The organism is Streptomyces fractus (assembly GCF_049844455.1).
In the GTDB taxonomy this organism is placed as follows: Bacteria; Actinomycetota; Actinomycetes; order Streptomycetales; family Streptomycetaceae; genus Streptomyces; species Streptomyces fractus.
Genome location: NZ_JBMYHI010000002.1, coordinates 9,516,423 through 9,538,431 on the forward strand (window position 1 = coordinate 9,516,423; position 22,009 = coordinate 9,538,431).

The 22,009-nt window shown below is 70.4% G+C and carries 21 protein-coding genes; 9 read left to right on the top strand and 12 right to left on the bottom strand.

Features of this window, described 5'->3' with window-relative positions; genetic code table 11:
* Positions 1-64: 64 nt before the first annotated feature.
* A complete protein-coding gene (locus tag ACP4E5_RS45455) occupies positions 65-376 on the top strand; it encodes a WhiB family transcriptional regulator (RefSeq protein WP_425840972.1) in 312 nt (103 codons plus the stop codon).
* Between the two features lie 73 nt (positions 377-449).
* On the opposite strand, the gene ACP4E5_RS45460 is transcribed toward ACP4E5_RS45455, so the two are convergent.
* The 5 genes from ACP4E5_RS45460 to ACP4E5_RS45480 all read right to left on the bottom strand — a co-directional run bounded on the left by ACP4E5_RS45460 (position 450) and on the right by ACP4E5_RS45480 (position 6,404).
* Positions 450-1,796 carry a DUF3100 domain-containing protein gene (locus ACP4E5_RS45460; protein ID WP_425840975.1) on the bottom strand — a complete coding sequence of 449 codons (1,347 nt, stop codon included), beginning with the start codon at positions 1,794-1,796 and terminating at the stop codon, positions 450-452.
* 4 nt (positions 1,797-1,800) lie between these two features.
* Positions 1,801-3,018 carry a M20 family metallopeptidase gene (locus tag ACP4E5_RS45465; protein ID WP_425840978.1) on the bottom strand — a complete coding sequence of 406 codons (1,218 nt, stop codon included), beginning with the start codon at positions 3,016-3,018 and terminating at the stop codon, positions 1,801-1,803.
* A 10-nt stretch (positions 3,019-3,028) separates the two neighbouring features.
* Entirely contained in the window at positions 3,029-4,585 is a 1,557-nt protein-coding gene (locus ACP4E5_RS45470) for an aldehyde dehydrogenase family protein (protein WP_425840981.1), read from the bottom strand.
* Between the two features lie 13 nt (positions 4,586-4,598).
* Positions 4,599-5,468, bottom strand: a complete 870-nt coding sequence (locus ACP4E5_RS45475) for an NAD(P)-dependent oxidoreductase (protein WP_425840984.1) — start codon at positions 5,466-5,468, stop codon at positions 4,599-4,601.
* A 63-nt stretch (positions 5,469-5,531) separates the two neighbouring features.
* Positions 5,532-6,404, bottom strand: a complete 873-nt coding sequence (locus ACP4E5_RS45480) for a MurR/RpiR family transcriptional regulator (protein WP_425840986.1) — start codon at positions 6,402-6,404, stop codon at positions 5,532-5,534.
* A gap of 172 nt (positions 6,405-6,576) precedes the next feature.
* On the opposite strand from ACP4E5_RS45480, the gene ACP4E5_RS45485 reads away from it, so the two are divergent.
* Positions 6,577-7,623: an enoyl-CoA hydratase/isomerase family protein gene (locus ACP4E5_RS45485; RefSeq protein ID WP_425840988.1), complete on the top strand. Its 1,047-nt coding sequence runs from the start codon at positions 6,577-6,579 to the stop codon at positions 7,621-7,623.
* 34 nt (positions 7,624-7,657) lie between these two features.
* Here the strand turns inward: ACP4E5_RS45485 and ACP4E5_RS45490 are convergent, their stop codons facing one another.
* The 4 genes from ACP4E5_RS45490 to ACP4E5_RS45505 all read right to left on the bottom strand — a co-directional run bounded on the left by ACP4E5_RS45490 (position 7,658) and on the right by ACP4E5_RS45505 (position 11,856).
* On the bottom strand, positions 7,658-8,134 hold the full coding sequence (locus ACP4E5_RS45490; protein ID WP_425840990.1) for a nucleoside deaminase: 477 nt from the start codon (positions 8,132-8,134) through the stop codon (positions 7,658-7,660).
* A gap of 62 nt (positions 8,135-8,196) precedes the next feature.
* Positions 8,197-8,985, bottom strand: coding sequence for an SAM-dependent methyltransferase (locus ACP4E5_RS45495; RefSeq protein ID WP_425840993.1), 789 nt, complete (start codon positions 8,983-8,985; stop codon positions 8,197-8,199).
* Between the two features lie 69 nt (positions 8,986-9,054).
* Positions 9,055-10,617, bottom strand: a complete 1,563-nt coding sequence (locus tag ACP4E5_RS45500) for a purine-cytosine permease family protein (protein WP_425840996.1) — start codon at positions 10,615-10,617, stop codon at positions 9,055-9,057.
* A 30-nt stretch (positions 10,618-10,647) separates the two neighbouring features.
* Positions 10,648-11,856, bottom strand: coding sequence for an ROK family transcriptional regulator (locus ACP4E5_RS45505; protein WP_425840999.1), 1,209 nt, complete (start codon positions 11,854-11,856; stop codon positions 10,648-10,650).
* Positions 11,857-12,121: 265 nt separating this feature from the next.
* Between ACP4E5_RS45505 and ACP4E5_RS45510 the strand changes: the two genes are divergently transcribed.
* Positions 12,122-13,324 (top strand): Gfo/Idh/MocA family protein, encoded by a 1,203-nt coding sequence (locus ACP4E5_RS45510; protein ID WP_425841002.1) that lies wholly within the window; start codon positions 12,122-12,124, stop codon positions 13,322-13,324.
* A 40-nt stretch (positions 13,325-13,364) separates the two neighbouring features.
* On the opposite strand, the gene ACP4E5_RS45515 is transcribed toward ACP4E5_RS45510, so the two are convergent.
* Positions 13,365-14,108 carry a VOC family protein gene (locus ACP4E5_RS45515; RefSeq protein ID WP_425841005.1) on the bottom strand — a complete coding sequence of 248 codons (744 nt, stop codon included), beginning with the start codon at positions 14,106-14,108 and terminating at the stop codon, positions 13,365-13,367.
* Positions 14,109-14,344: 236 nt separating this feature from the next.
* On the opposite strand from ACP4E5_RS45515, the gene ACP4E5_RS45520 reads away from it, so the two are divergent.
* The 4 genes from ACP4E5_RS45520 (at position 14,345) to ACP4E5_RS45535 (ending at position 18,251) form a co-directional block, all read left to right on the top strand.
* Positions 14,345-14,761, top strand: a complete 417-nt coding sequence (locus ACP4E5_RS45520; protein ID WP_425841007.1) for an STAS domain-containing protein — start codon at positions 14,345-14,347, stop codon at positions 14,759-14,761.
* 118 nt (positions 14,762-14,879) lie between these two features.
* Entirely contained in the window at positions 14,880-16,007 is a 1,128-nt protein-coding gene (locus ACP4E5_RS45525; protein WP_425841010.1) for a DUF4037 domain-containing protein, read from the top strand.
* A 65-nt stretch (positions 16,008-16,072) separates the two neighbouring features.
* Positions 16,073-16,609, top strand: a complete 537-nt coding sequence (locus ACP4E5_RS45530) for a hypothetical protein (protein WP_425841012.1) — start codon at positions 16,073-16,075, stop codon at positions 16,607-16,609.
* Positions 16,610-16,832: 223 nt separating this feature from the next.
* The gene (locus ACP4E5_RS45535; RefSeq protein ID WP_425841015.1) at positions 16,833-18,251 is read left to right on the top strand and encodes an MFS transporter; all 1,419 of its coding nucleotides are present in this window, start codon (positions 16,833-16,835) and stop codon (positions 18,249-18,251) included.
* 38 nt (positions 18,252-18,289) lie between these two features.
* Here the strand turns inward: ACP4E5_RS45535 and ACP4E5_RS45540 are convergent, their stop codons facing one another.
* The gene (locus tag ACP4E5_RS45540) at positions 18,290-18,604 is read right to left on the bottom strand and encodes a hypothetical protein (protein WP_425841017.1); all 315 of its coding nucleotides are present in this window, start codon (positions 18,602-18,604) and stop codon (positions 18,290-18,292) included.
* A 297-nt stretch (positions 18,605-18,901) separates the two neighbouring features.
* On the opposite strand from ACP4E5_RS45540, the gene ACP4E5_RS45545 reads away from it, so the two are divergent.
* The gene (locus ACP4E5_RS45545; RefSeq protein WP_425841019.1) at positions 18,902-19,990 is read left to right on the top strand and encodes an LmeA family phospholipid-binding protein; all 1,089 of its coding nucleotides are present in this window, start codon (positions 18,902-18,904) and stop codon (positions 19,988-19,990) included.
* A gap of 187 nt (positions 19,991-20,177) precedes the next feature.
* Positions 20,178-20,786 (top strand): hypothetical protein, encoded by a 609-nt coding sequence (locus ACP4E5_RS45550; RefSeq protein ID WP_425841022.1) that lies wholly within the window; start codon positions 20,178-20,180, stop codon positions 20,784-20,786.
* A 735-nt stretch (positions 20,787-21,521) separates the two neighbouring features.
* On the opposite strand, the gene ACP4E5_RS45555 is transcribed toward ACP4E5_RS45550, so the two are convergent.
* Positions 21,522-21,806, bottom strand: a complete 285-nt coding sequence (locus tag ACP4E5_RS45555) for a hypothetical protein (RefSeq protein WP_425841025.1) — start codon at positions 21,804-21,806, stop codon at positions 21,522-21,524.
* Positions 21,807-22,009: the final 203 nt, after the last annotated feature.

Genomic DNA, 22,009 nt, shown 5'->3' on the forward strand with positions numbered 1-22,009 from the left:
ACGTATGGCCTAAAGTGACGACTCGACTACGCTGAGAGGCGACACGGAAAAGGGGGCGGCAGCAGTGCGCGAAGAGCAGGTTTCCAGGTGGGATCGGGCAGCATGCCGCACAGCGGACCCCGACGAGTTGTTCGTCGAGGGAGCCGCGCAGAGCAGCGCCAAGCGCATCTGCGGCGGATGCGTGATCAAGACCGAATGCCTGGCCCACGCGCTGGATCAGCGTATCCAGCACGGGGTCTGGGGCGGGATGACCGAGCGCGAGCGTCGCGCGCTGCTGCGTCGGCGGCCGACCGTCACCTCGTGGCGCCGGCTGCTCGAGGCCGCCCGCGCCGAGCACGAGCGGCCTGTACGGGCGGAGCACGCGGGGGTGTCGTGAGGGCCGCCGTCAGGGACGCCCACACGACAGGCCCTCGGGCCCTTCTGGCAGGTCTGACGGGACTGACGGGCCGCTAACCCCACGCCCCGAGCGTGAACTCGGCGATGACGACCGAGAGCAGGAACGACGCCGTGATGGCCACGAGTCCGACCGGGACGATCTTCCACCCGATGCGGCGCAGCAGCGGCAGGTCCTTTCCGAGGGAGAGCCCCGCCAGCGTCAGCATGATCGTCGCGATGGACAGGAAGTCCACAGACGACACAAGCCGGTTCAGCGTGTCCGAGGCGAAGAACCACGGGCTGGACACGTACGCGCCGACGGTGGTGATCCACACGATCGCCGAGATCTTCCGGCTGACCTTGGCCAGCACGATCCCGACAAGCACCAGCGCCAGCAGCACGGCGTAACCGCCGATGATGTCCAGGCTGATGTGTCCCGCCGCGACGGAGGCGGTGCCGATGCCGAGGACCGTCAGCACACCGAGCGACAGCCAGAGCGGGAGCTTGATCTCGCCCGCGGCCGAGGCCACTTGCTCGCGAAAGGCCCGGTTCTCCGCGGCGTCGCGCTCCACCTCGTCCGGTGTGGCCTGCGCGGGCCGGCTCTCCTCCGCGCGGCCACGGCGCGTCAGGAAGCGGTAGAAGCGGTCGGCCAGCGGCAGGGCGAGATAGATGCCGACGTAGACACCGAGGATCGTCGTGATCAGGTTGGACACGGCGGCCATGCCCAGGATGGCCTGCTCGTCACCGGGATAGGCGGCCACGATGCTCGCCGAGGAGGCGGCCATCATCGACCCGGAGCCGACACCGGCGCCCATCGCCAGGGCCAGCGGGTCGAAGATGTTCCAGTTGGACACCAGCGACGTCAGCAGCGTGATGAACACGGCGCCGAACATCGTCCCGAACACGTACATGGCGAGCACGCCGCGGTACTGATCGGAGTCCGGCCCGTACTTCTCCGAGACCATCGCGAACGACGGCTCGCGGTCCAGCGAGAACGTCGCGCCCACCGTGGCCTTGCCCATGCGCAGCAGCACGGCGAGCGGCAGCGCGATGGCGACCGTGCCGAGCAGATGCCCGATCTCCTGGAGCAGCAGCGCGGGACCGGCGTCGGCGAGCGTCGGCAGGCTGGGGCCGATGTTGAACGCCAGCCGGGCGACCAGGATCATCACGGCGACACCGACGAGCGCGGCCGCCACCTTCTGCAGGTCGATGCCGAGCGGCCGGAACTTCTGGATCGACACCAGCAGGCCCAGCAACAGGCCCCACACCATGGGGAAGACGATGATCGAGCCGATGCCCAGGTCGATGTCGAGCTCACCGATGAACTGCACGACCAGCGCGATCACCAGGGCGAGCCCCGCGATGGGCAGCGTTTGACGGGTCCGCGTGCCGGGGTCGTTCGGCTTCACGAGGGTGGACATGTCGTCACCCGGCCCTTCTGATGTCACGGTGGTAGGCGGCGGCCGCGAACCGGGCACGCTGCTCGGGATCGCGTGCCGCGTCGACGACGGTCCAGGCGAGCGCGCGGGCCGCCTCGAGCATCAGCTCGTACGCCGCGTCGGTGTCGGCCACCGCGGCGAACCCGTGGGAGTGGATGGGTACTTCGGCGCCGGGGATGCTCAGCCACGGGTGCAGACTCGGGATCACCTGGCTGACGTTGCCCATGTCGGTCGACCCGCCGCCGAGTCGGCCGCCCGACGTGGTGTCACGCCCGAACGACTCCATCGCGGCCGTCCAGTACGCGGCCAACGCGTCGTCCTGGACGAGCGGTTCGTACAGCGGCTCGGTCGCCTCGATCGCCACGTCGGTGCCGCTCGCCAGCGCGGCCCCTTCGAAGCAGCGCCGCACGCGGGCGAGGAGCGCTTCGTACTCGGGCAGGGTGAACGCCCGGCACTCGAAGTCGACGACTGCGCGCTCGGGGATGATGTTCGTGGCGACACCGGCCTCGGACACGAACAGGGCCACCCGATGGTCACCGGGGATCTGCTGGCGCAGCAGCCCGATGGCGACCTGAGCGATGGTGGCGCCGTCGGCGGCGTTCACACCCTGGTGGGGCGCGGCCGCCGCGTGCGCGGCACGGCCGGTGAACACGGCACGGTAGCGGCCGACCGCCTGCGCGGTCGTCCCCGCCGGGTTGTACGAGACACCGTCCTGCACCGGGTGCACCATCAGGGCCAGGCCCACCCCGTCGAACGCGCCCGCCTCGAGGAGCAGCGACTTGCCGCCGCCGTGCTCCTCGGCCGGGGTGCCGATGGCCTTGAGGGTGATGCCCAACTCGTCGGCGTGCGGGGCGAGGGCGAGGGCCGCGGCCACCGACGCACCTGCGATGAGGTTGTGCCCGCAGGCGTGGCCGACCTCGGGCAGCGCGTCGTACTCGACACACAGCGCCACCGTCAGGTCGCCACTGCCCGCGGTGGCCGTGAACGCGGTGGGCAGACCACCCGTGCCCTGCTCGACCGTGAGCCCGCCCTCGGCGAGCAGCGCCGTGATCGCCGCCGCGGACCCGGTCTCCTCGAAGGAGAGCTCGGGGCGGGCGTGCAGGCCGCGGGCCAGCGACAGCACCTGGCTCTCCCAGGCGGTGACACCGGCCGAGGTGTCCTTCTTGAGTCGGTCGCCTTCGGCGACGGTGTGGATCTGGCTCATCGAGGACTCCTCAGTAGCTCAGCGAAGGGAACGGGGAACCGGCGGCACGGGTGGGCGTCCACACGGCCTTGGTCTGGGTGTACTCGTCCAGCACGCCGGGGCCCGAGGACCGGCCGTGCCCGGAGTCGCCGAAGCCGCCGAAGGGCACGGCCACATGGATCGTCTTGTACGAGTTGATCCAGAAGGTACCGGCCTTGACGGAACGTGCGACGTGGTGGGCCCGGGCGACATCCTGGGTCCACACCGCGCCGGCCAGCCCGAAGGTGGTGGCGTTGGCACGCTCGATGGCCTCGGCCTCCGTGAAGAAGGAGTCCACGCCGACGACCGGGCCGAACACCTCGGTGGTCTCCAGTACATTGGCGGGGCTGACCCCGTCCAGCACGGTGGGTAGCACCCAACGCCCCTGCGCGAGAGCCGAGTTGGTGACGCGAGTGGGAAGGGTCGCCGCCGTGGCGCGGCGGGCGCCGCCCTCGATGCCCGCCTCGACGAGCGAGGTGACCGTGGCGAACTGGGCCTCGGTGATGATCGGGCCGACCTCGGTGTCCGGGTCGAGCGGATCGCCGACCCGCAGCCGGGCCGCCCGCTCCGCGACCCGCGCCACGAACTCCGCGTGCACGGACCGCTCCACCAGGAGCCGCGAACCGGCCACACACGACTGCCCGGCCCCCGAGAAGATCGCGGACACGGCGCCGTCCGCCGCCCGGTCGAGATCCGCGTCGGCGAACACGATGTTGGCGCTCTTGCCCCCGAGTTCGAGCACCGTGGGAATGCCCGCGGCCGCCGCCGCGACGGCCACCCGCCGCCCCGTTCCCACCGAACCGATGAAGGACACCTTCCCGACGCGCGGGTCACTGGTGAGCGTGGCACCGACGGTGGAACCGAGGCCCGTGGCGACGTTGAACACACCGTCCGGCAGCCCGGCTTGGTGTGCCAACTGCGCCAGGCGCACCGTGGAGGCGGGCGTGAACTCGCTGGGCTTGACGACGACCGCGTTGCCCGCGGCGAGCGGCGCCGCCGAGTTCCAACCGCCGGTGAACAGCGGCGCGTTCCACGGGGTGATCGCCACGACGACACCCCACGGGACCCGCTCGGTGTACGTGTGCCAGTTGCCCGGCACCGGGATGGTGTGTCCGAGCAGCTTGTCCGCCCAGCCCGCGTAGTAGCCGAACATCTCGGCGACCTTGGCCGCCTCTCCGCGGGTGTCGCGGATCGGCTTGCCGGTGGTGGCGGACTCCAGCGCCGCGAGTTCCTCGACGTGCTCGGCGACGGTGCGGGAGACCTCGCGCAGGATCGCCGCCCGCTCGAAGGGATCCGTGGCGGCCCACACCGCGGCGCCGCGGACCGCGCTCGCGAGGACCGTGTCGGCGCCCTCCGTACCGGCGTCGGCGTAGTCGGCCACCCACTGCGAGGTGGCGGCGGACGTGAGCCGGACGGCCTCGCCGCGGCCGGCGACGACATGTCCGTCGACGAACGAGCCGAGCCCCTGCGGGAAATGGGCGTCCAGGGCGGCGCGGGCGGTGGCGGCACCGGACATTGCCGAGCCGATCGAGAAGGTCGTGCTGTTCATGGTGCGTCGGTCCTTAACGCGTGAGGGTCGGTGCGACGGTACGGGCTATCTCGGAGAAGTCGGCGGCCGGGCCCAGTTCGGCCAGCGCCTCCTGCCACCGCTCGCTCGCGGCGGCCAGCAGCTGGGGTGTCCCACCGCGCTGCTGTGCGGTCTCGACGGCCAGGGCGGCGTCGCGCGCCATCAGCCCGAGCGAGAAGCCGGAGTCGTAGGTGCCGCTGAGCACCCAGTCCGGATACATGGCGGCGGACGCCCTGCTGGCACCGGACGCGCCACTGATGCCGGCGGCGGACGCGGCCGGGTCGACGCCGTAGGACTGCGCGACGGCGAGGGCCTCGCCGACCGCCACCAGATTGACCGCGGCCAGCATGTTGTTGAGCAGCTTGACCACGTTGCCCGAACCCGGGCCGCCCAGGTGCCGGAACTGTCCGCCGGTGAGCGCGTCGAGCACGGGCCGCGCGGCGTCGAGCGCGTCCGGCTCGGCGCCCACGAACGCGGTCAGCCGACCGGCCACGGCGCCGGTGCGCCCACCGGAGACGGGCGCGTCGACGAAGGACACACCATGCTCCGCCGCGAGCACCGCACACGCCGCCGAGGTGTCGGGCCGCGACGTCGTGGTGTCGACGACCGCCACCGTCCCGGGCCGGGCCAGCAGGACGGGCAGGCTCGCCTCGACGACCTGGGCCGACGGCAGCGACAGCACCACGTACGGGGTGCCGGCGAGCTCCTCTAGTGTGTCGACGGCGTCCACCCCGGCCTCCTGCGCCGTGGCCCGCGCCGCGGAAGACGGGTCGTACCCGCGGACCTGCCAGCCGGCGGCGACCAGAGCCGTGGCCATGGCACCGCCCATGGACCCGAGTCCGACGACGGCGATGTGCTTGCTCATCTGTGCTCCTTGCGCGAGGGGGAGGGGGGGCAATCAGGTGTGAGGCCCCCTTCGCCCGGGATGTCAGTCGAGATAGATGTCCAGGTCCCGCCACAGCTGCTGGGTACGGCGGATCGCGGCGCGGCTGCGCTCCGGCTGCGCCTCCTGCATGCCGGCCAGCAGCCCGTAGACCACCGATGTGGCGGCGGTGACGGACTGGAAGAACGAGATGCCCTCGGACGGCACGATCAGCAGGTGATCGGCGATCGACGTGGCGAGCCGCCCACGGCGCATGTCCGTGATCGCGACGACGGTGGCTCCGGCCTCGCGGGCGGCCTCCGCGGCGGCGATGACCTGCTTCGTGGAACGCCACATGTTGACGACCAGAAGCACATCGCCCGGCCCCACGCTGTTCACGGCCGAGGCCAGATGCACACCGGCCCGGTTCTCCAGCGCGATCGGGTATCCCATGGTGGAGCCGAGGTGTGCCATCACGGTGGCGGGGCCCGCGAAGGAGCCGACCCCGACGACGAGGATCGATCGGGCCCCGGCCAGCGCCGCGATGGCGGCCTCGGCCTCCGCCGCGGAGTTGCTCTCGAGGGTCTGGCGGAGATTCTCGAGGTCGTGGGTGAGCGCGTCGTGCAGCGGGCTGCGGTGCTCGCCGTGCTCGGTCAGCGTGTCCTCGGTGGAGATCTGCACCAGATACCGGGCCCGCAACTCCCGCTGGAGATCGGGCCAGCCCTGGTAGCCGAGGGTCTGTGCGGCGCGGACGACCGTGGAGCTGTTCACGTCCGCCCGCTCGGCGATCTGCGCGATCTCGGCGTACGAGGCGAGCTGCGGGTTGCGCACGATGACATCGACGACGCGGGTCTGCGCCTTGGACAGCGGCACGTCGGGCAGGGCGTCGCCCAGCCAGTCGGCCTGGCCGGGATTCCTGGGGGTGCGAGGTGAGGGCACGGGCGTTGCTTTCTGGGAGAGCGAGCAATCTGCAAGTGCGATTGCACAAACGTACATCGCAATTTCAATTGCGGAAACCCCCATGCGGGAACCCCCGCGTTCGGCCCGTCGTACGCGCGACCCCAGGTGATAGAGATGGTCCTGCCGTGATCTTCACCGGAAGGAACCACCGTTGAGCTCCGACGCCGCCCCTGTCCTGCGGGCCGTGGAGGGACGCGCCGCGTACCTCACCCTGAACCGGCCCCGGGCCCTGAACTCGCTCACCCACGTCATGCTGCGGTCGATCGCCGAGGCGCTCGACACCTGGGCGGGCGACCCCGCCGTCGAGACGATCGTGTTCCAGGGGGCGGGGGAGCGGGGCCTGTGCGCGGGCGCCGACATCCGGCTCTTCCACGACTGCGCGCGCAGCGGCGACCACGATGCGGCGCAGGCCTTCCTGCGCGACGAGTACCGCCTCAACTCCCGTATCGCGCACTACCCGAAGCCCTACGTCGCCGTCATGGACGGCATCGTCATGGGCGGCGGCGTCGGCCTGTCCGCGCACGGCGGCATCCGTGTCGTCACCGAACGCTCGAAGGTGGCGATGCCCGAGGTCGGCATCGGCCTGGTCCCCGACGTCGGCGGCACGTACCTGTTCACGCGCGCCCCCGAGCACCTCGGCACCCACCTCGCGCTCACGGGCATGGCGGTCGGCGCGGCCGACGCGATGCTGTGCGGCCTCGCCGACCACTACGTACCGTCCGAGGCACTGCCCCGGCTCCTGGACGAGCTGGCCGGCGCCGAGCCGCACGAGACCGTCGCACGCCACACGCGGCAGGCGCCGCCCGGAGTCCTCGCCGAGCAGCGCGCATGGATCGACGCGTGCTACGCCGCGGACACCGTCGAGGAGATCGTCGAGCGGCTCTTCGCCACCGGTGACGTCGCCGCCAAGGAGGCGGCGGACCTGATCCTCTCCCGGTCACCCATGGCCGTGAAGGCGACGCTCGAGTCCCTGCGCCGGGCGGCCCGCCTCGACTCGCTGGAGCAGGCGCTCGACCAGGAGTACCGGGTGATCTGCGCGGCCCTGCACACCCACGACCTGCCCGAGGGCATCCGCGCGCAGATCATCGACAAGGACCGCGACCCCCGCTGGGCCCCCGCGACCCTGCCCGAGGTCGACTCCGCCGACGTGGAGCGCTACTTCGCGCCGCTGGGGGAGCGGGAACTGGGCCTGGGCTGAGAGCGGCGGGGCGGGGGCGTCCCCGGGGCGAACCTCAGGAGCCCTGGGCGAGCCGCCGATGCAGCTCCTTCACGGCAGGCACCAACTCGTCGACCGGCCCCTCGACCTTCACCGACGGGGCGACCTCCTGCACGGGCAGGGAGTTCACCGGGCCCTGGGGCCGCCCCCACTCGGCCAGCCAGCCGGACAACTGCGCCGACGACGCCACGTACACGATCCGGTCGAGGCCGACCCAGGCATGTGCCGCCGAGCACATCGGGCAGTGCTCACCGGAGGTGTACACGGTGGCGGCGGCGCGCTCCTCGGGGGTGAGGTGTCCGGCCGCCCAGCGGGCGAGCTCGAACTCGGGGTGCCGGGTCGAGTCACCGTCCGCGATCCGGTTGCGGTCCTCGGCCCGCACCGTCCCCGCGCCGTCCACCAGCACGGAGCCGAACGGCTCGTCACCGGCGTCCAGCGCCTCGGCGGCCAGCTCCACGCACCGGCGCAGATGGACCAGTTCACGTTCTTCCACGGCGGCCTCTCCCACTCATGCCACAGCCACTTGTCCGTTGTCCGTTGTCCGTCGCCATCCTGTCAGTGCGGAACGCGGGCCACACCGACGTAGAACCCGCTCAGCTCCTCGGCGGGCGCGGGCCCGGACCTGTACCACCGGGTCGCGGTCACCAGCCCCGGCTCCACCAGCTCAAGCCCCTCGAAGAACGGCTCGACCTCGGCCCGCGTGCGCATCCGCAGCGGGATCTCGCCCTTGCGGTACGTGTCGGTCACCGACTTCGCCAGATGCGGATGCTCGTCCGTGGTGCCGTGCGACAGCACCAGAAAACTCCCCGGCGGCAGCGCGTCGACGAGGGTCCGGGTCAGGCCGTACGGGTCCTCGTCGTCGCCGATGAAGTGCATCAGCGCGATCATCGACAGGGCGACGGGCCGCGAGAAGTCCAGGAACGTACGCGCGTGTTCGAGGATGACGTCGGGCCGGCGGACATCCGCCTCGATGTAACTGGTGGCCCCCTCCGGGTGGCTCACCAGCAGCGCTTCCGCGTGCCGCAGCACGATCGGATCGTTGTCGGCGTACGCGATCCGGGCGGACGGCACGATGCCCTGCACGATCTGGTGGAGGTTGGGCTCGGTCGGGATGCCCGTGCCGACGTCGAGGAACTGGTCGACGCCGTTTCCCGCGAGCCAGGCGGCGGCGCGGTGCATGAACGCCCGGTTCCGCAGCGCGTTGTGGCGCGCCTCCGGCGGCAGCTTCTCCGCCACCGCCTGGTCGACCGGGTAGTGGTCCTTGCCGCCCAACAGCCAGTCGTAGACACGGGCCGGGTGCGGCCTGCTCGTGTCGATGCGCCTTTCGGAGGACTGTGCCGCCATGCCTGACTCCAGCGTGTGCTCGAAGGGGTTCCGCGATTATGTCATTGCCCGCCGCCGCTCAGTGTGTCGTCACCCCAACTGGCCCGAGGGTACGACGGGTTGGCCGGCGTCACCCGTGATCGGCGGCACCTCCGCGTCCGAGGCACGCACCAGACGCGGCCCGTCCGGCCCGTACACCGCGCGCGGTTCCGGGAACAGGAACAGCAGGGCGACGTAGACGGCCGCGGCGAGGACGAGGCCGACCAGGAGGGAGATGTCCGTGCCGCCCGCGAGATTGCCGAGCGGGCCGACGAACTGCCCCGGCAGATTCGTGAACAGCAGCGCCAGGCAGGCCGACACGAGCCATGCCGTGAGGCCGCGCCAGTTCCAGCCGTGCGTGAACCAGTAACGCCCGCCGCGTTGGCGCCGGTTGAAGACCTGGAGGGCCTCCGCGTCGTACCAGCCGCGACGGGTCACGTAGCCGAGCGTCATGACGACCATCCACGGCGCGGTGCACGTGATGATGAGCGTGGCGAACGTGGAGATCGACTGGGCGAGATTCAGGGCGAACCGGCCGACGAAGATGAACGCGATCGACAGCGAACCGATGAACACCGTCGCCTGCACACGGCTGAAGCGGGTGAACACCGAGGAGAAGTCGAGGCCCGTGCCGTACAGCGCGGTCGTGCCCGTCGCCATGCCGCCGATCAGCGCGATCAGGCACAGGGGCAGGAAGTACCAGCCGGGCGAGATGGCAAGGAGCCCGCCCACGTAGTTCGGGGCCGCAGGATCCAGGTACTTCCCCGCCTTCGCGGCGATCACGGATGCCGTGGTGAGCCCGAACAGGAACGGCAGCAGCGTCGCGAGCTGCGAGAGGAACGCCGCGCCCATGACCCGCCCGCGCGGCGTCGACGCCGGGATGTAGCGCGACCAGTCGCCGAGGAACGCCCCGAAGGACACCGGATTGGAGAGCACGATCAGCGCCGAACCGATGAACGACGGCCAGAACATGGGCGTGGACGTCGAGGCGAACGAGCCGGTGTACCCGGGATCGAAGTCACCGGCGAACGCGAACACACCGAGCACGAACAGCGCCGACGCCGCCAGCACCGCGATCTTGTTCACGAACAGCATGAACCGGAAGCCGTACACGCACACCGTCAGGACGAGCCCTGCGAACACCGCGTACGCGACCCCGTACGAGACATCCGACTCGGGCAGCCCCGCCAGCCGGTGCGCCGCGCCGATCAGCGCGTCGCCCGATGACCACACGGAGATCGAGAAGAACGCGATCGCCGTCAGCAGCGACAGGAACGAGCCGACGACACGGCCGTGCACGCCGAGGTGTGCCGACGACGAGACCGCGTTGTTCGTGCCGTTGGCCGGGCCGAACACGGACATCGGCGCCAGCAGCAGGGCGCCCGCCACGAGCCCCAGGACTGTCGCGGCCAGCCCCTGCCAGAACGACAGGCCGAACAGGATCGGGAACGCGCCGAGCACACACGTGGCGAAGGTGTTGGCGCCGCCGAAGGCGAGCCGGAACAGGTCGAGGGGGCGGGCCGTGCGGTCCGCGTCGGGAATCCGCTCGACACCATGGGTCTCAACTTCCGTGAGGCCGGGGGACGTTGCGTCCTCGGGTGTCGCGTCGACCATGCGTAACCGCCTTCTGGATCTTGCCGGACGTCAACTGGGAGACGGTATCCGTGCCTGCCCGGCGGCCCGCGGGCCGGGTCCCGGACCGGCGGTCCCGAGCACCAGCACCTGAATCGCCAGCACGGCGCCGCCCCGCGCCCAGTCGTGGAAGTCGGACACCTTGGTCTCCAGATTGACCGGGTCGGCCCGCGGATGGCGGTTCGCGCGGATCGCCTCCTCGATCACGGGAGCCGCGACGTCGACGAGGCCGACGCCCTCCCCGGCGAGCAGGATCTTCTGCGGCATCGCGAAGTTCGCGATCTGCGCGACGAGCGTGCCGAGCGCGCGGGCCGCCTCGTCGACCACCCGGGCCGGGAGCGGTTCGCCCTCGACGGCGCGCGCGAGGATCTCCTCGTACCCGGCGTCCTCGCCCGTGGCGGCCCGCACCTGATGACGGATGCTGGGGATCGTCAGGAGCGAGACGGCACTGCCGCGCCGGCCGTCGGCGGAGAGCGGACCGGACGGATCGACGATCCAGAAGCGCCCCACACCGAGCCCGTCCTCGGCGGTCTCCACCCGCCGGCCCCCGCTGACCAGGCCGTACCCGAGCCCGGCGCCGATGGTGAGCACGGCGAACCGGTCCAGGCCCCGGCCCGCCCCGAACCAGCTCTCGGCCTCGACGAGGGCACTCACATCGTTCTCGACGACGACGGGCAGCCCCGTGCGCTCGCGCACGAGCCGCCCGAGCGGCACGTCCCGCCAGCCGAGGAACGCCGACTCGTCGACAACCGAGCGGTCCTGCGCGCGGCCGCCGAGCCCGATCCCGATACCGCACAGCGAAGGAAACTCACGGGCGAACGCGTCGCTCAACTCACCGATGGCCGCCACGACTTCATCCGGTTCGCGACTCGCGAGCGGCACGTCGCGGCAAGCCACGATGTCGCTCCTGAGCGTGGTGACGACGCCGTAGACCGTGTCCTCAGTGATCTTGAACCCGGCGAAGGCGCGCGACTCGGCGACGATGTCCAGGGGCCGCGACGGCCGGCCCTGCCGGGACTCCCCCCGCGCCGGTCCCTCCGGCGCCTCGACCAGCAGCCCCGACTCGATCAACGGCTTCGTCAGCCGCGTGAGACTGCCCGCGGACAGATCGAGACGCCGCGCGAGCTCACTGCGCGACAACGGCCCCCGGGTCAGCACCTCCAAGGCCACTGCCCGCTCACCCGAACTGAGCGGCACCCAGGTGTCCGCCTTCGTGTTCATCACCAACCCCTCTCCCCATTCCTTCCACTGCAAAAGGAATTACGTCACCGTAAGCCGCAGCAACCCCTTCCAGGTAGTCGCTGCACGCATCTTGACGACCCGAAAGTTCTGCCGCGAAAGTAACCGAGCCGAGGACGAGGCCGAACCCGGACGAGGGAGTCTGCGATGCCCTCACTCTCCTGCTCGACCAGTGACTGTGACCAGTGATTGTGACCAGTGACCGCGCACCAGTGACCACCCAGCACGTACCGAAAGGCATGCGCACATGACGTTCACCCTCGGCATCGTCGGCGCCGGACAGTTCGCCGGCGGCTTCGCCAAGCTGTTTCTCGCCCACCCCGGCGTCGACGCCGTCCACGTCACCGACCTGCTGCCGGAGCGAGCGGAGCAACTGGCCGCGAAAGAGAACCTCGCCGGGACCTTCCCTTCGTACGAGGCGATGCTGGAGTCCCGCGACATCGACGCCGTCGCCATCTTCACGCAGCGCTGGACGCACGGACCGCTCGTCGTCCAGGCCCTCGACGCCGGCAAGCACGTCTACTCGGCCGTCCCGATGGCTATCACACGGGACGAGATCGCCGCGATCATCGACGCCGTCCGCCGCACCGGACTCACCTACATGATGGGCGAGACCAGCGAGTACAACCCGGCGACCGTCCACGCCCGCAACCAGATCGCCGACGGCGCCTTCGGACGGCTCTTCTACGCGGAGGGCGACTACGTCCACGACATGGACCTCGGCTTCTACGAGGCGTACCAGTACAGCGGCGGCGAACGCTGGAAGGAGACCGCCAGTTATCCGCCGCTGCTCTACCCGACACACGCGGTCGGCGGAGTGCTCGGCGCGTGGCGGACACACGCGGTGAGTGTGTCCGCGATCGGGGTGAAGGACGGGCGCGGCGACGGCGTCTTCGACACCGAGGTCAGCCAGTTCGGCAACGACATCTCCAACGCCACCGCACTGTTCGAGGTCGCCGGCGGCGGATCGTTCCGCACGAACGAGTTCCGGCGGGTCGGCTACCCCTCGCACATCAGGGAGTCACGCTTCCGGTTCTTCGGCACCGACGCCAGCATGGAGCAGCTCGCCACGGTCAGCTTCTGGCAGGACAAGAAGGGGGTGCGGGACATCACCGAACTCCTCGAACCGAAGCCCTCGCTCAGCCCGGACGACCCGTCCCTCGAGAAGATCGCGCCCGCGCTGCGCGCCGCGTTCACCTCGGGCTCCGCCCCCGTCCACGACCGCTCCCGCCTGCCCCGCGTCTATGACGACATGCCCAACGGACACGAGGGCAGCCACCACTTCCTGGTGGACGACTTCGTCACCGCGGTCAACACCCGAACCCTGCCGTCGGTCAACGCGTGGGTGGCGGCCCGCTACACCCTGCCGGGCATCGTCGCCCACGACTCGGCGCGCCAGGGCGGGGCACGCCTTCAGATCCCGGACTTCGGGGACGCGCCGGGAACCTGAGCGCCAGGCCCCCCGGCGGGCCCCGTGGGCCGGGACGGTGTCAGCCCCGGCCGAGGACGCAGAAGTCGTGGCGCTCCGGGTCGGTCAGGCACGTCCACGGGACGTCGCCCTGACCGAGGTCGATGTCAGTGGCGCCGAGCGTCCTCAGCCGGGCGACCTCCGCCTCCCTGTCGTCACCGGCGTACGGCAGCAGGTCGAGGTGGACGCGGTCCTCCACGGTCTTGCCGTCGGCCGAGCGGAGGAACTCGAGGTACGGGCCGACGCCCTGGGAGGAACGCAACACCGCCCGGTCGTCGGCCACTTCACACACAACCCAGTCCGTCGCCCCGCCCCAGAACCGGGCCATGGCCCGCGGATCCTCACAGTCGACGACCACGGCGGCGATCGGCCCGGTGTCCTGGTAGATCTTCCGGGGCTCCAGCACACAGAACTCGTTGCCCTCCGGGTCGGCGAGCACCGTCCACGGCACACAGCCCTGTCCGACATCGGCGGGCGTCGCACCGAGCCCCCGCAACCGCGCGACCAGCTCCGCGTGGTGAGCGTCGGAGGTCGTCGCGAGATCGATGTGCACACGGTTCTTTGTCGCCGTCTTGGCGTGCGGGACGGTCACCACGTCGATGCACAGCGCGCTCGCGTCCGGCCAGACGAAGCCGCCGCCGGGTTCCACATTGGTCACGCCGGGAGCCTCACTGGAGACACCCCAGCCGAGCGCGTCCGCCCAGAACCGCCCGACCACCGCGTCGTCAACCGCCTTGATGTTCACCTGAACAGGTCTCAATGCCATACCGGAGACCCTATGCACCTCGCCGCCACACGGGCCGGATCCGCTCACCGGACAGCACGGCGAGCAGCGAGAACATCAGAGTTGTGGTTGCCCCGACGCGGGCATGATGAGACCCGTGTGCCGGGGGAGCGGCGCAGGGACGGCCTTCGGCATGCGTGGAGTGGCGGGGAGGGGGTAGGCGCGCCGCCGGAAGCGGTGCGCGTGTGAGGGGCACCTCGTCGGCTGAAGGGACGGTTATGGGGCAGGCTCGGGTTCGGTTCCCTGTGCGCTGGGAGGACGGAGGGGTCCTGGTCGTACAGGTCGTGGGCCGGTTCGACGCCGATGCCGCGGCAGAGCTGGGCGCGCTGATGGGACGCCTGGACGCCACGGGCCACTCCGGCCTCGTCGTCGACTTCCAGGACGCCGAACACTGCGGAGCCGACGGGGCACAGAAGTTCGTCGAAGCGGCCCTGAGCATGGCGGCGGACGGCGGCGCGCTGACCGTCGTGGCGGACACCGCCCAGCAGGCCGTACTGCGCACCGCCGGGGCGGACCGCCTGGCCCTTGGCGTGCACAACGATGTCGCCGCCGCCCTCGAACAGGTCTCGGACCTCTCGGCCGACCCACTGGGGGACCGGGACGCGGACGCGGGATCTGGCTCCGCACTGCGATAGGCACACGCCCCGGACAGGCCCGACACGCGGACCCACACCGATACCGACACCCGGGCCCACACCGATACCGGCACCCGGACCGGCACCGTCACCGATGGACGTACAGCACAGTGGTTCCATGACGAACCCCGACGCCCGGTTCATCCCCGGCATCGAACTGTCCAGGGCCCTGTACGAAGAGGCTGTCCGGCCCATCCTGCGGGAGGCGTTCCCCGGGCTGCGCCACGCGGCCGCCCGCATCGGCAGCGGATCCGAGGTCCTGGGCTTCGACACACCACGGTCGGCGGACCACGAGTGGGGCCCGCGGCTGGAACTCTTCCTGTCACCCGAGGACCGGGCCGAGCACGGCACACGCATCCACGACGTCCTCGCGCAACGGCTGCCCAAGCACGTACGGGGCTGGCCCACACACTTCCAGGAGAGCGGGAACCCGCTGGACCCGGTCGGCCGCATGCAAACCACCGACGGCCCGGTCAACCACCGCGTCGACGTACACACCGTGGACGAGTGGGCGTCCGTACGCCTCGGGCTGCCCGCCGCCGACGTGGAACCGGGCGTTGGCGAGTGGCTGGCCATGCCCCAGCAGCGCCTCGCCGAGACCACCGGCGGCGCCGTGTTCCACGACGGGCCCGGCACCCTCACCGCCCTGCGACGCACCCTCGCGTGGTACCCGGAACAGGTGTGGCGGTACGTGCTGGCGTGTCAGTGGCAGCGCATCTCCCAGGAAGAGGCGTTCGTGGGACGCTGCGCGGAGAGCGGCGACGACATCGGATCAGCCATGGTGGCAGGCCGCATCGTGCGCGACCTGATGCGCCTGTGCCTGCTCCTGGACCGACGCTACGTTCCGTACAGCAAGTGGCTCGGGAGCGCCTTCAACCGGCTGCCGGCGGCGGCCAAGCTCGCCCCGTCACTGCGCGGCGCGCTCACCGCCACGGATCATCCCACCAGGGAAGGACACTTGTGCGACGCCTACGAGGCCGTCGCCACGCTGCAGAACGCGACCGGACTGGCCACCCCACTGGACCCGCACCGACGCCCCTACCACTCCCGCCCCTTCCTGGTGCTGCACGCCGAACGCTTCGCCCAGGCACTGGCCCGCACCCTCACACACCCGGCTCTTCGCGAACTGCCCCTGGTGGGAGCAGTGGACCAGTGGGCGGACAGCACCGACCTGCTCGACCAGCCCCGGGCCGTGCGCGCGGCGACGCACGCGATACGGACCGGGACCCGCGCAGGAGCGGCGTGAACTGGCCCTTACGAAGCCGGGGGCCACCGGGCACCATGGTCCGGTGGTCGTACGGGAGGACCGTCGTGAGCGCGAAGGTGCGTGACGTGGTGCGGGACGTGGTCGCCGAGGTGGCGCCGGACGAGGTCCTGCTGCTGGACCAGCTGACGCGCCTGGACGAGGGACGCGTAACTCGCCTATTCCAGCGGCGAGTTCGAGACACACAACCGCACGCGGAACGGCCCACGAAGCCGCCCATGGCGCCGCCCATAGGGCCACCCATGGAGCCGTACAGAGGGCCACACACGGAGCCGCACACGGAGCCACTCGAATGCGGTTACGTCGATGTCACCGCACCGGTCACCCCAGTGGTGTGGCTGGCACTGGACGAGGCGGCCCGTCGCACCACCCGCCGCTCGCGCGACCGCACACCGCTTGCGCGCCGGCTGTTCCGCCGCCGGCCCCAGCCTCCTCCCGCGATCCGTTCCCTCACCGCGACCCAACTCGACGCCGTACGCCATCTGGTACGCGCCCACGCACGCTCGGCACGCCTCGGAGAGGACGCGGCGACGGCACTCGCGGACGCGGTGGCCTCCCGGCTGGCCCTGGAGCTGACGGACTGACGGACGCGGGCTGACACGACTCCGGGGCGGGTCGCCCTCGTACACCCTGTTGTGCGTGGATGTGCCCCGCCCCGCGGCATGCGCGGCATGTCCCGGCTCGTCACCACGGGGAGATCCCGTGAAGCACGGGAATGCCCCGGCGACTTCGGGGCACGTGCGTCCTACATCCAACTGGGTGGCCGGGCCGACCCGGCCATCGCACAGGGAAAGGACCCACGCCGTCTTGTCCTCTCAAGCCGCGCACCCAGCCGAGGGGTTCTCCCGCCCCAAGGACAGCTCCCGTGACACCCGCCGCTTCCTGTGGCGACTGACCGCCGCCACCGGCGGCGGCATGTTCATCGACGGGTTCGTGTTCGCCTCCGTCGCCTCCGCGCTGGCCGGCAGCGCGATGTCCCGCGAGATCGGTGTCACCCTCACCTGGGCCACCCTGATCTCGTCGTCGACACTCATCGGCACCTTCTTCGGCGGACTCTTCCTCGGCTATCTGACCGACAGGGTCGGCCGCCGCCCGATGTTCACGATCGACCTGTCGGTGTTCCTCGCCAGCGCCGTGCTCATGCTGTTCGTGACCGCCCCCTGGCAGGTCATGGTCCTCGGCCTGGTGATGGGCCTAGCGGTGGGTGCCGACTACTCGATCGGCTCCCCGCTGCTCGCCGAATTCGCCCCGCGCGTACGGCGCGGCAACTATCTCGGTGTCCTCGAGATCCTGTGGAACGTCGGCTACGTGGTGGCGTACCTCATCGGATACCTCATCAACAGCCACTGGCCGTCCGCCTGGAACATCACGCTCGCCGCGAGCGCCGTACCCGCGGTCATCTGCCTGATGCTGCGGCACGGACTGCCGGAGTCGCCGCGCTGGCTGATGTCAAAGGGCCGCCGCGAAGAGGCACTTGAGGTCCTGAACAAGTCCTTCGGCGCCACCGGGACACGCACGGCCCTCGACGCCGACACGGCCGACATCCACGCCGAGCAGGCCGAGGACACCCGCTACTCGAAGCTGTTCTCCCCGGACTACCTGCTGCGCACCGTGTTCGTGTGCACGTTCTGGATATGCATCGTGCTGCCGTACTTCGCCCTGACCTTCTTCCAGCCGACCGTCCTCACCGCGATCGGCATGGGCGGCTCGGCGTTGGCCGGCGCGCTGCTCGGGACGATCGTGGCGCTGGTCGGGGCCGTCACCGGCTGGTTCCTGGTCGACAGGGTGGGCCGCCGCAAGATCCTCATCTGGCCGATGTTCGGCTGCGCGATCGCCCTCTTCCTGGTGGCCCTCGGCCACCGGCTGCCGCTGTGGGCGGGCACCACGTGCTTCTTCGGCTACCTCTTCTCGTACGGGATCATGAGCATCCTGCCGGGCGTCTACCCCGAAGAGGTCTTCCCCACCGCGATCCGCACCTCGGGCGTGGGCCTCGCCTCCGCGGCGAGCAGGATCGGCGCGGCCATCGGCACCTTCCTCTTGCCTCTTGGCCTGGAACACCTCGGCCTGGGCTGGTGCATGGCCGGCATGGGCGTGGTCTCCCTCATCGGCGGTGTGACCGCGCTCGCCTGGGCCCCGGAGACGAACGGCCGCCTGCTCACGGACACCGGCCACCGCGCACAGCGCGGCCGCCACCTGATCGCGCCCACGCGGGCGGCACAGGCGTAGGTGTCGGGCGCGGCCAGGCAGGCCGAAGTGCCGGGGTGTCAGGACCGCGTGAGGGTGTAGGAGAGCTGGTAGTCGGCGCCGTCCTTGGTGAAGTTCAGGATGCCGCTGCCCTCTTCGGACAGCGTGTGCGATCCCAGGAAGTCGTTGCCGTCGCCCGGGAGGCCGTCGACTTCGTGGAGCGTGATGGTGACCTCGGCGTCGAAGGCGTAGTACTCGTCGATGGCGTACTTCTGGCCCTCGCTCATGCTCGGGAGCAGAATGTTCTGTCCGTTCACGGCGAGTTGGGGCTCGTCGTGGCGGAGCCAGTCCTCGGTCTTGATGCACTTGAGCGTCTTCAGGTGGAGGTTGGCCATGCTGTCGCTCCCCGTTCTTACGGTCGGTCGGTCTTCCAACGGCTGGTCGGCCGTACCCCCGCAGGTAAGCATCGTGAACTGCGGTCTTTCTTGTCGGGCGTGGGGTCGATACGTAATCTTCACGGGTGCGGCACGGGTCCCGGACCGGCGAACTTGGTGTGAGTGCCACTGTCGTAGATTGCGCCCAACAGGTGCGACGCCCAAGCCAGTTGATGCGCGCCGCCGTGCACGCTCTGCCCGCGCCGGGGCCGGGATCGGCACTTGGGTCTGACGGCGGTCCTGTGTTCGGATGTGCTGGTGATTGAGAACGGCCCCTCCGAAGACTCCACGGCCCACATCCCGGCCACCCGCACCGCCACCGGCGGCGAACCGGCCGACGACGCCCCCGACTCACCCCCGGGCGACACCGACACGCCGCAGGACCGCAGCAGGAACCGCAAGGACCGCAAGGCCCGCAGGGCGCGCCGCTCGCCCGCTCGCACGACGGTGAAGGTGCTCATCACCCTGGGCGTGGTGCTCGGCTTTCTCGCGCTCGGCGACCGCTGGGCGGTGCTCTACGCGCAGAACATGGCGGCGAAGAAGGTGCAGGAGGCGCTGAAGCTGCACGCCGAGCCCGAGGTGCACATCGACGCCTTCCCCTTCCTGGGACAGGTCGCCATGGGGCACATCGACCACGTGGAGGTCAACGTGCCCCACGTCCCCGCGGGCCCCGTCTCGATCGCGCAGGTGAAGGGTTCGATCGACGACATCCGGATCGTGGGCAGCCTCCCGTCCTCCGTGAAGGGCGCGGTGTTGAGCAAGGTACGCGGCGACATACTCCTCGACTTCGACGACCTGAACCGCGAAGTCGGCGCATCCCAGGTGAAGTTGTCCCCCGGCCCACACAGGAACACGGTGCGGGCCAAGGGCGACCTGCCGGTGGCCGGCAAACAGGCCAAGATCCGGGCGCGGGCACACCTCGAACGTACCGGTGACCACGGCCTCGCCCTCTCGGTGGAGGACACCCGGATCGTGGTGCCGGGCCTGCTCACCTACACCCCGGGCAAGGGAGGCGGCCTGCAACTGGCCGCACCCACCATCGACAAGATGGACGAACGCCAGACTGAACAGGCCACGGGACGGCAACTCCGCCCCAACACCCTCTTGAAGGGCGGCGCACTAAACGCCCTGGCCGACCACCCGTCACTGCTCAAGCCCGCCGGCATCGACCCGTCGCTGATCGAGGGCCTGCAGAAGGTACGGGAGCCGAAGGTCGCGCAGAAGATGGAGTTCTCGGCGCAGCTGCCCAAGGACCTGCCGGGCGACCTGCGCCTGCGCGACATCTCGGTGAGGCACGACGGTATCCATGCCCGGGTCACCGGCGAGGAGGTCCCGCTGGGTACCTGACGGAGGGAAGACGCCCCCGTTCGGATGCACCTTCGACACGCCCGGAAGCCCCAGGAATTACGAGGTCAGGAACCTTTCGCTGGGCCGACTGGATGCAGCCGAACGTGTTGTCCCGATTGCGTACCGTATGCACCCCTCGCACGGTTGCTGAGAGCACCACTCGACAACCGCGTAGAAGGACTGATTCATGCGTATTTCCCGGAAAGCCGGCCTCCTCGCCTCCAGCACGCTGTGCGGTGCCCTCGCCCTCGGCGTAGCCGGCCCGGCCGGCCCGGCATTCTCGGCCGTCACGGACTCACCGGCCCACAGCGCGTCCGCCGCCCCGCTCCCGGGCGCCGACGCACTGGCCAAGCAGAACACGGCACTGGCCGGAGCGGGCGCCGTCGTGCAGCCCGTGACCGACCTCGTCGCCGGGGTACTCAAGGCACCCGACGGCAAGCTGCCCAAGGACGAGGCCACCAAGCACGCGGCCGACGTGAAGAAGGCTCTGGACGGCCTGAAGTCCGACGCGAAGGCTTCGACCGGCAAGGCGGCCCGTGCGCAGGATCCTGGTCCCGAGCTTGTCGCGAAGGCTGCGGCGGACCTGCAGGTCAAGGTGGATGCTTTGGTGAAGGCCTCGGCCGCGGGAGATGCGAAGGCGACCGCCGCGGCGCTGCAGGCGACCCTGACCGGCACGGTCAACGTGGTGGTCGCGATCGTGCTCGGTGGTGACCTGCCGGCGCCGGACCTGAAGGGCCTGCCCAAGTTGCCTTCGTTGCCGGGTGTGTCGCCGGCGCAGACGCTGCCGTCGCTGTAGGCGTCTGAGGCGTCTCGTGGTGATCGGGAGGGGCTGTCCCGTTGGGGCCGGCCCCTCCCTTCTGCGCGCGTACCCGAAGTGATCCGGTCATCGGTACCGGGGTGAGCGGGGCGGCATGGACTGCTGGACTGGGGCCATGCCGGTGATGCACACGTCGTCATTCGGTTACGGCCCGATTCCCCGCCCCTGGGCCGGCTGCTCGTTGCTGCAGGCGCTCCCGTATCCGCGCTGCACTGCGGCGATGGCCTCAGGCTGCTCGTGGGGTGCTGTCTCGCGCAGGTTGCGGGAGGTGAACCAGTCCACGAACAGGGCGCCGTCCTCCGTGTCGGTGAGGGCGACGCCGTGGGCGCGGCTGTGCTCGCTGGTGTGTCCGGTCCTGGCAGGGCGATGCCGCCGGCCGGGGCGTGACGTGCCTTCTCGGCCGGCGGCTTGGAGTGCGAGGGCTTGGGGCGCGGGGGTTCCGTCTTGCTGTATGGCCGCAGCGTAGAGAACGTCGGCAGGGACGCTGATGCCGTGGGGAACGCAGGTGCTGAGCGCCGCAGTTGGCGGTTTCTGCGAACGGGGGTGGTGGGTGTGAAGGACTGACGAAGGGCGGTCAGGGAGGGTCGCGCAACCTGGTCGATACTGTCGGCGTGTATCTGGAAGTCGACGACAAGGTCGCCACAGACATGGAGTGCACAGCCCGGTCCACCCGGTGGGGTGTGGGGTGTGGGGTGTGGCGGTGTCTCGCCGGCGTCAGGGGTGGTCCCAGAGTCCTTCGTCGGTTTCGATGATGTCGATGTGGCAGGTTGCGCAGATCCCGGTTGAACGGTTCTGGCTGAGGGGGATGACGTCGGTGGCGTCTTCGTGTGGGCAGGTGTCGTGGTCGAGGGGGTGGGAGAGGGCGGCGTACGCTGCGGGTGTTCCTGGTTCGGGTTCGATGTTCAGCGTGTCGTGTTCGAGGACTGCGGTGCGGTTCAGGGTGGGGTTGTTGAGGTGCTGGGCGTGGGGGTGGCGGTGTCTTCGGTACCAGAGGGGCATGGGTCCACGATCGCGCTGTGTGTGCGTTGTGGTCGCGTTGGTTAGCCGATCCAGGTGAATGCGTGTGGTGTGATCCGCTGCTTCCAGTAGGCCCGCCAGCTGGAGGAGCAGTTCATGGTTTCGACCGCCGGGGTGTCGAGCGGCTGTTTCGGGATGTGTCCGTGCGGGGCGGGGTGTCCGCGTGGCCGGTGCCCCATGCGTCA

What these genes read in the sequence shown, in the direction of transcription:
- ACP4E5_RS45470 (WP_425840981.1), bottom strand. Translation starts at nt 4,585, where the DNA reads ATGAACAGCACGACCTTCTCGATCGGCTCGGCAATGTCCGGTGCCGCC.
- ACP4E5_RS45515 (WP_425841005.1), bottom strand. Translation starts at nt 14,108, where the DNA reads ATGGCATTGAGACCTGTTCAGGTGAACATCAAGGCGGTTGACGACGCG.
- ACP4E5_RS45460 (WP_425840975.1), bottom strand. Translation starts at nt 1,796, where the DNA reads ATGTCCACCCTCGTGAAGCCGAACGACCCCGGCACGCGGACCCGTCAA.
- ACP4E5_RS45465 (WP_425840978.1), bottom strand. Translation starts at nt 3,018, where the DNA reads ATGAGCCAGATCCACACCGTCGCCGAAGGCGACCGACTCAAGAAGGAC.
- ACP4E5_RS45510 (WP_425841002.1), top strand. Translation starts at nt 12,122, where the DNA reads ATGACGTTCACCCTCGGCATCGTCGGCGCCGGACAGTTCGCCGGCGGC.
- ACP4E5_RS45555 (WP_425841025.1), bottom strand. Translation starts at nt 21,806, where the DNA reads ATGCCCCTCTGGTACCGAAGACACCGCCACCCCCACGCCCAGCACCTC.
- ACP4E5_RS45520 (WP_425841007.1), top strand. Translation starts at nt 14,345, where the DNA reads ATGGGGCAGGCTCGGGTTCGGTTCCCTGTGCGCTGGGAGGACGGAGGG.
- ACP4E5_RS45505 (WP_425840999.1), bottom strand. Translation starts at nt 11,856, where the DNA reads ATGAACACGAAGGCGGACACCTGGGTGCCGCTCAGTTCGGGTGAGCGG.
- ACP4E5_RS45500 (WP_425840996.1), bottom strand. Translation starts at nt 10,617, where the DNA reads ATGGTCGACGCGACACCCGAGGACGCAACGTCCCCCGGCCTCACGGAA.
- ACP4E5_RS45540 (WP_425841017.1), bottom strand. Translation starts at nt 18,604, where the DNA reads ATGGCCAACCTCCACCTGAAGACGCTCAAGTGCATCAAGACCGAGGAC.
- ACP4E5_RS45525 (WP_425841010.1), top strand. Translation starts at nt 14,880, where the DNA reads ATGACGAACCCCGACGCCCGGTTCATCCCCGGCATCGAACTGTCCAGG.
- ACP4E5_RS45475 (WP_425840984.1), bottom strand. Translation starts at nt 5,468, where the DNA reads ATGAGCAAGCACATCGCCGTCGTCGGACTCGGGTCCATGGGCGGTGCC.
- ACP4E5_RS45495 (WP_425840993.1), bottom strand. Translation starts at nt 8,985, where the DNA reads ATGGCGGCACAGTCCTCCGAAAGGCGCATCGACACGAGCAGGCCGCAC.
- ACP4E5_RS45550 (WP_425841022.1), top strand. Translation starts at nt 20,178, where the DNA reads ATGCGTATTTCCCGGAAAGCCGGCCTCCTCGCCTCCAGCACGCTGTGC.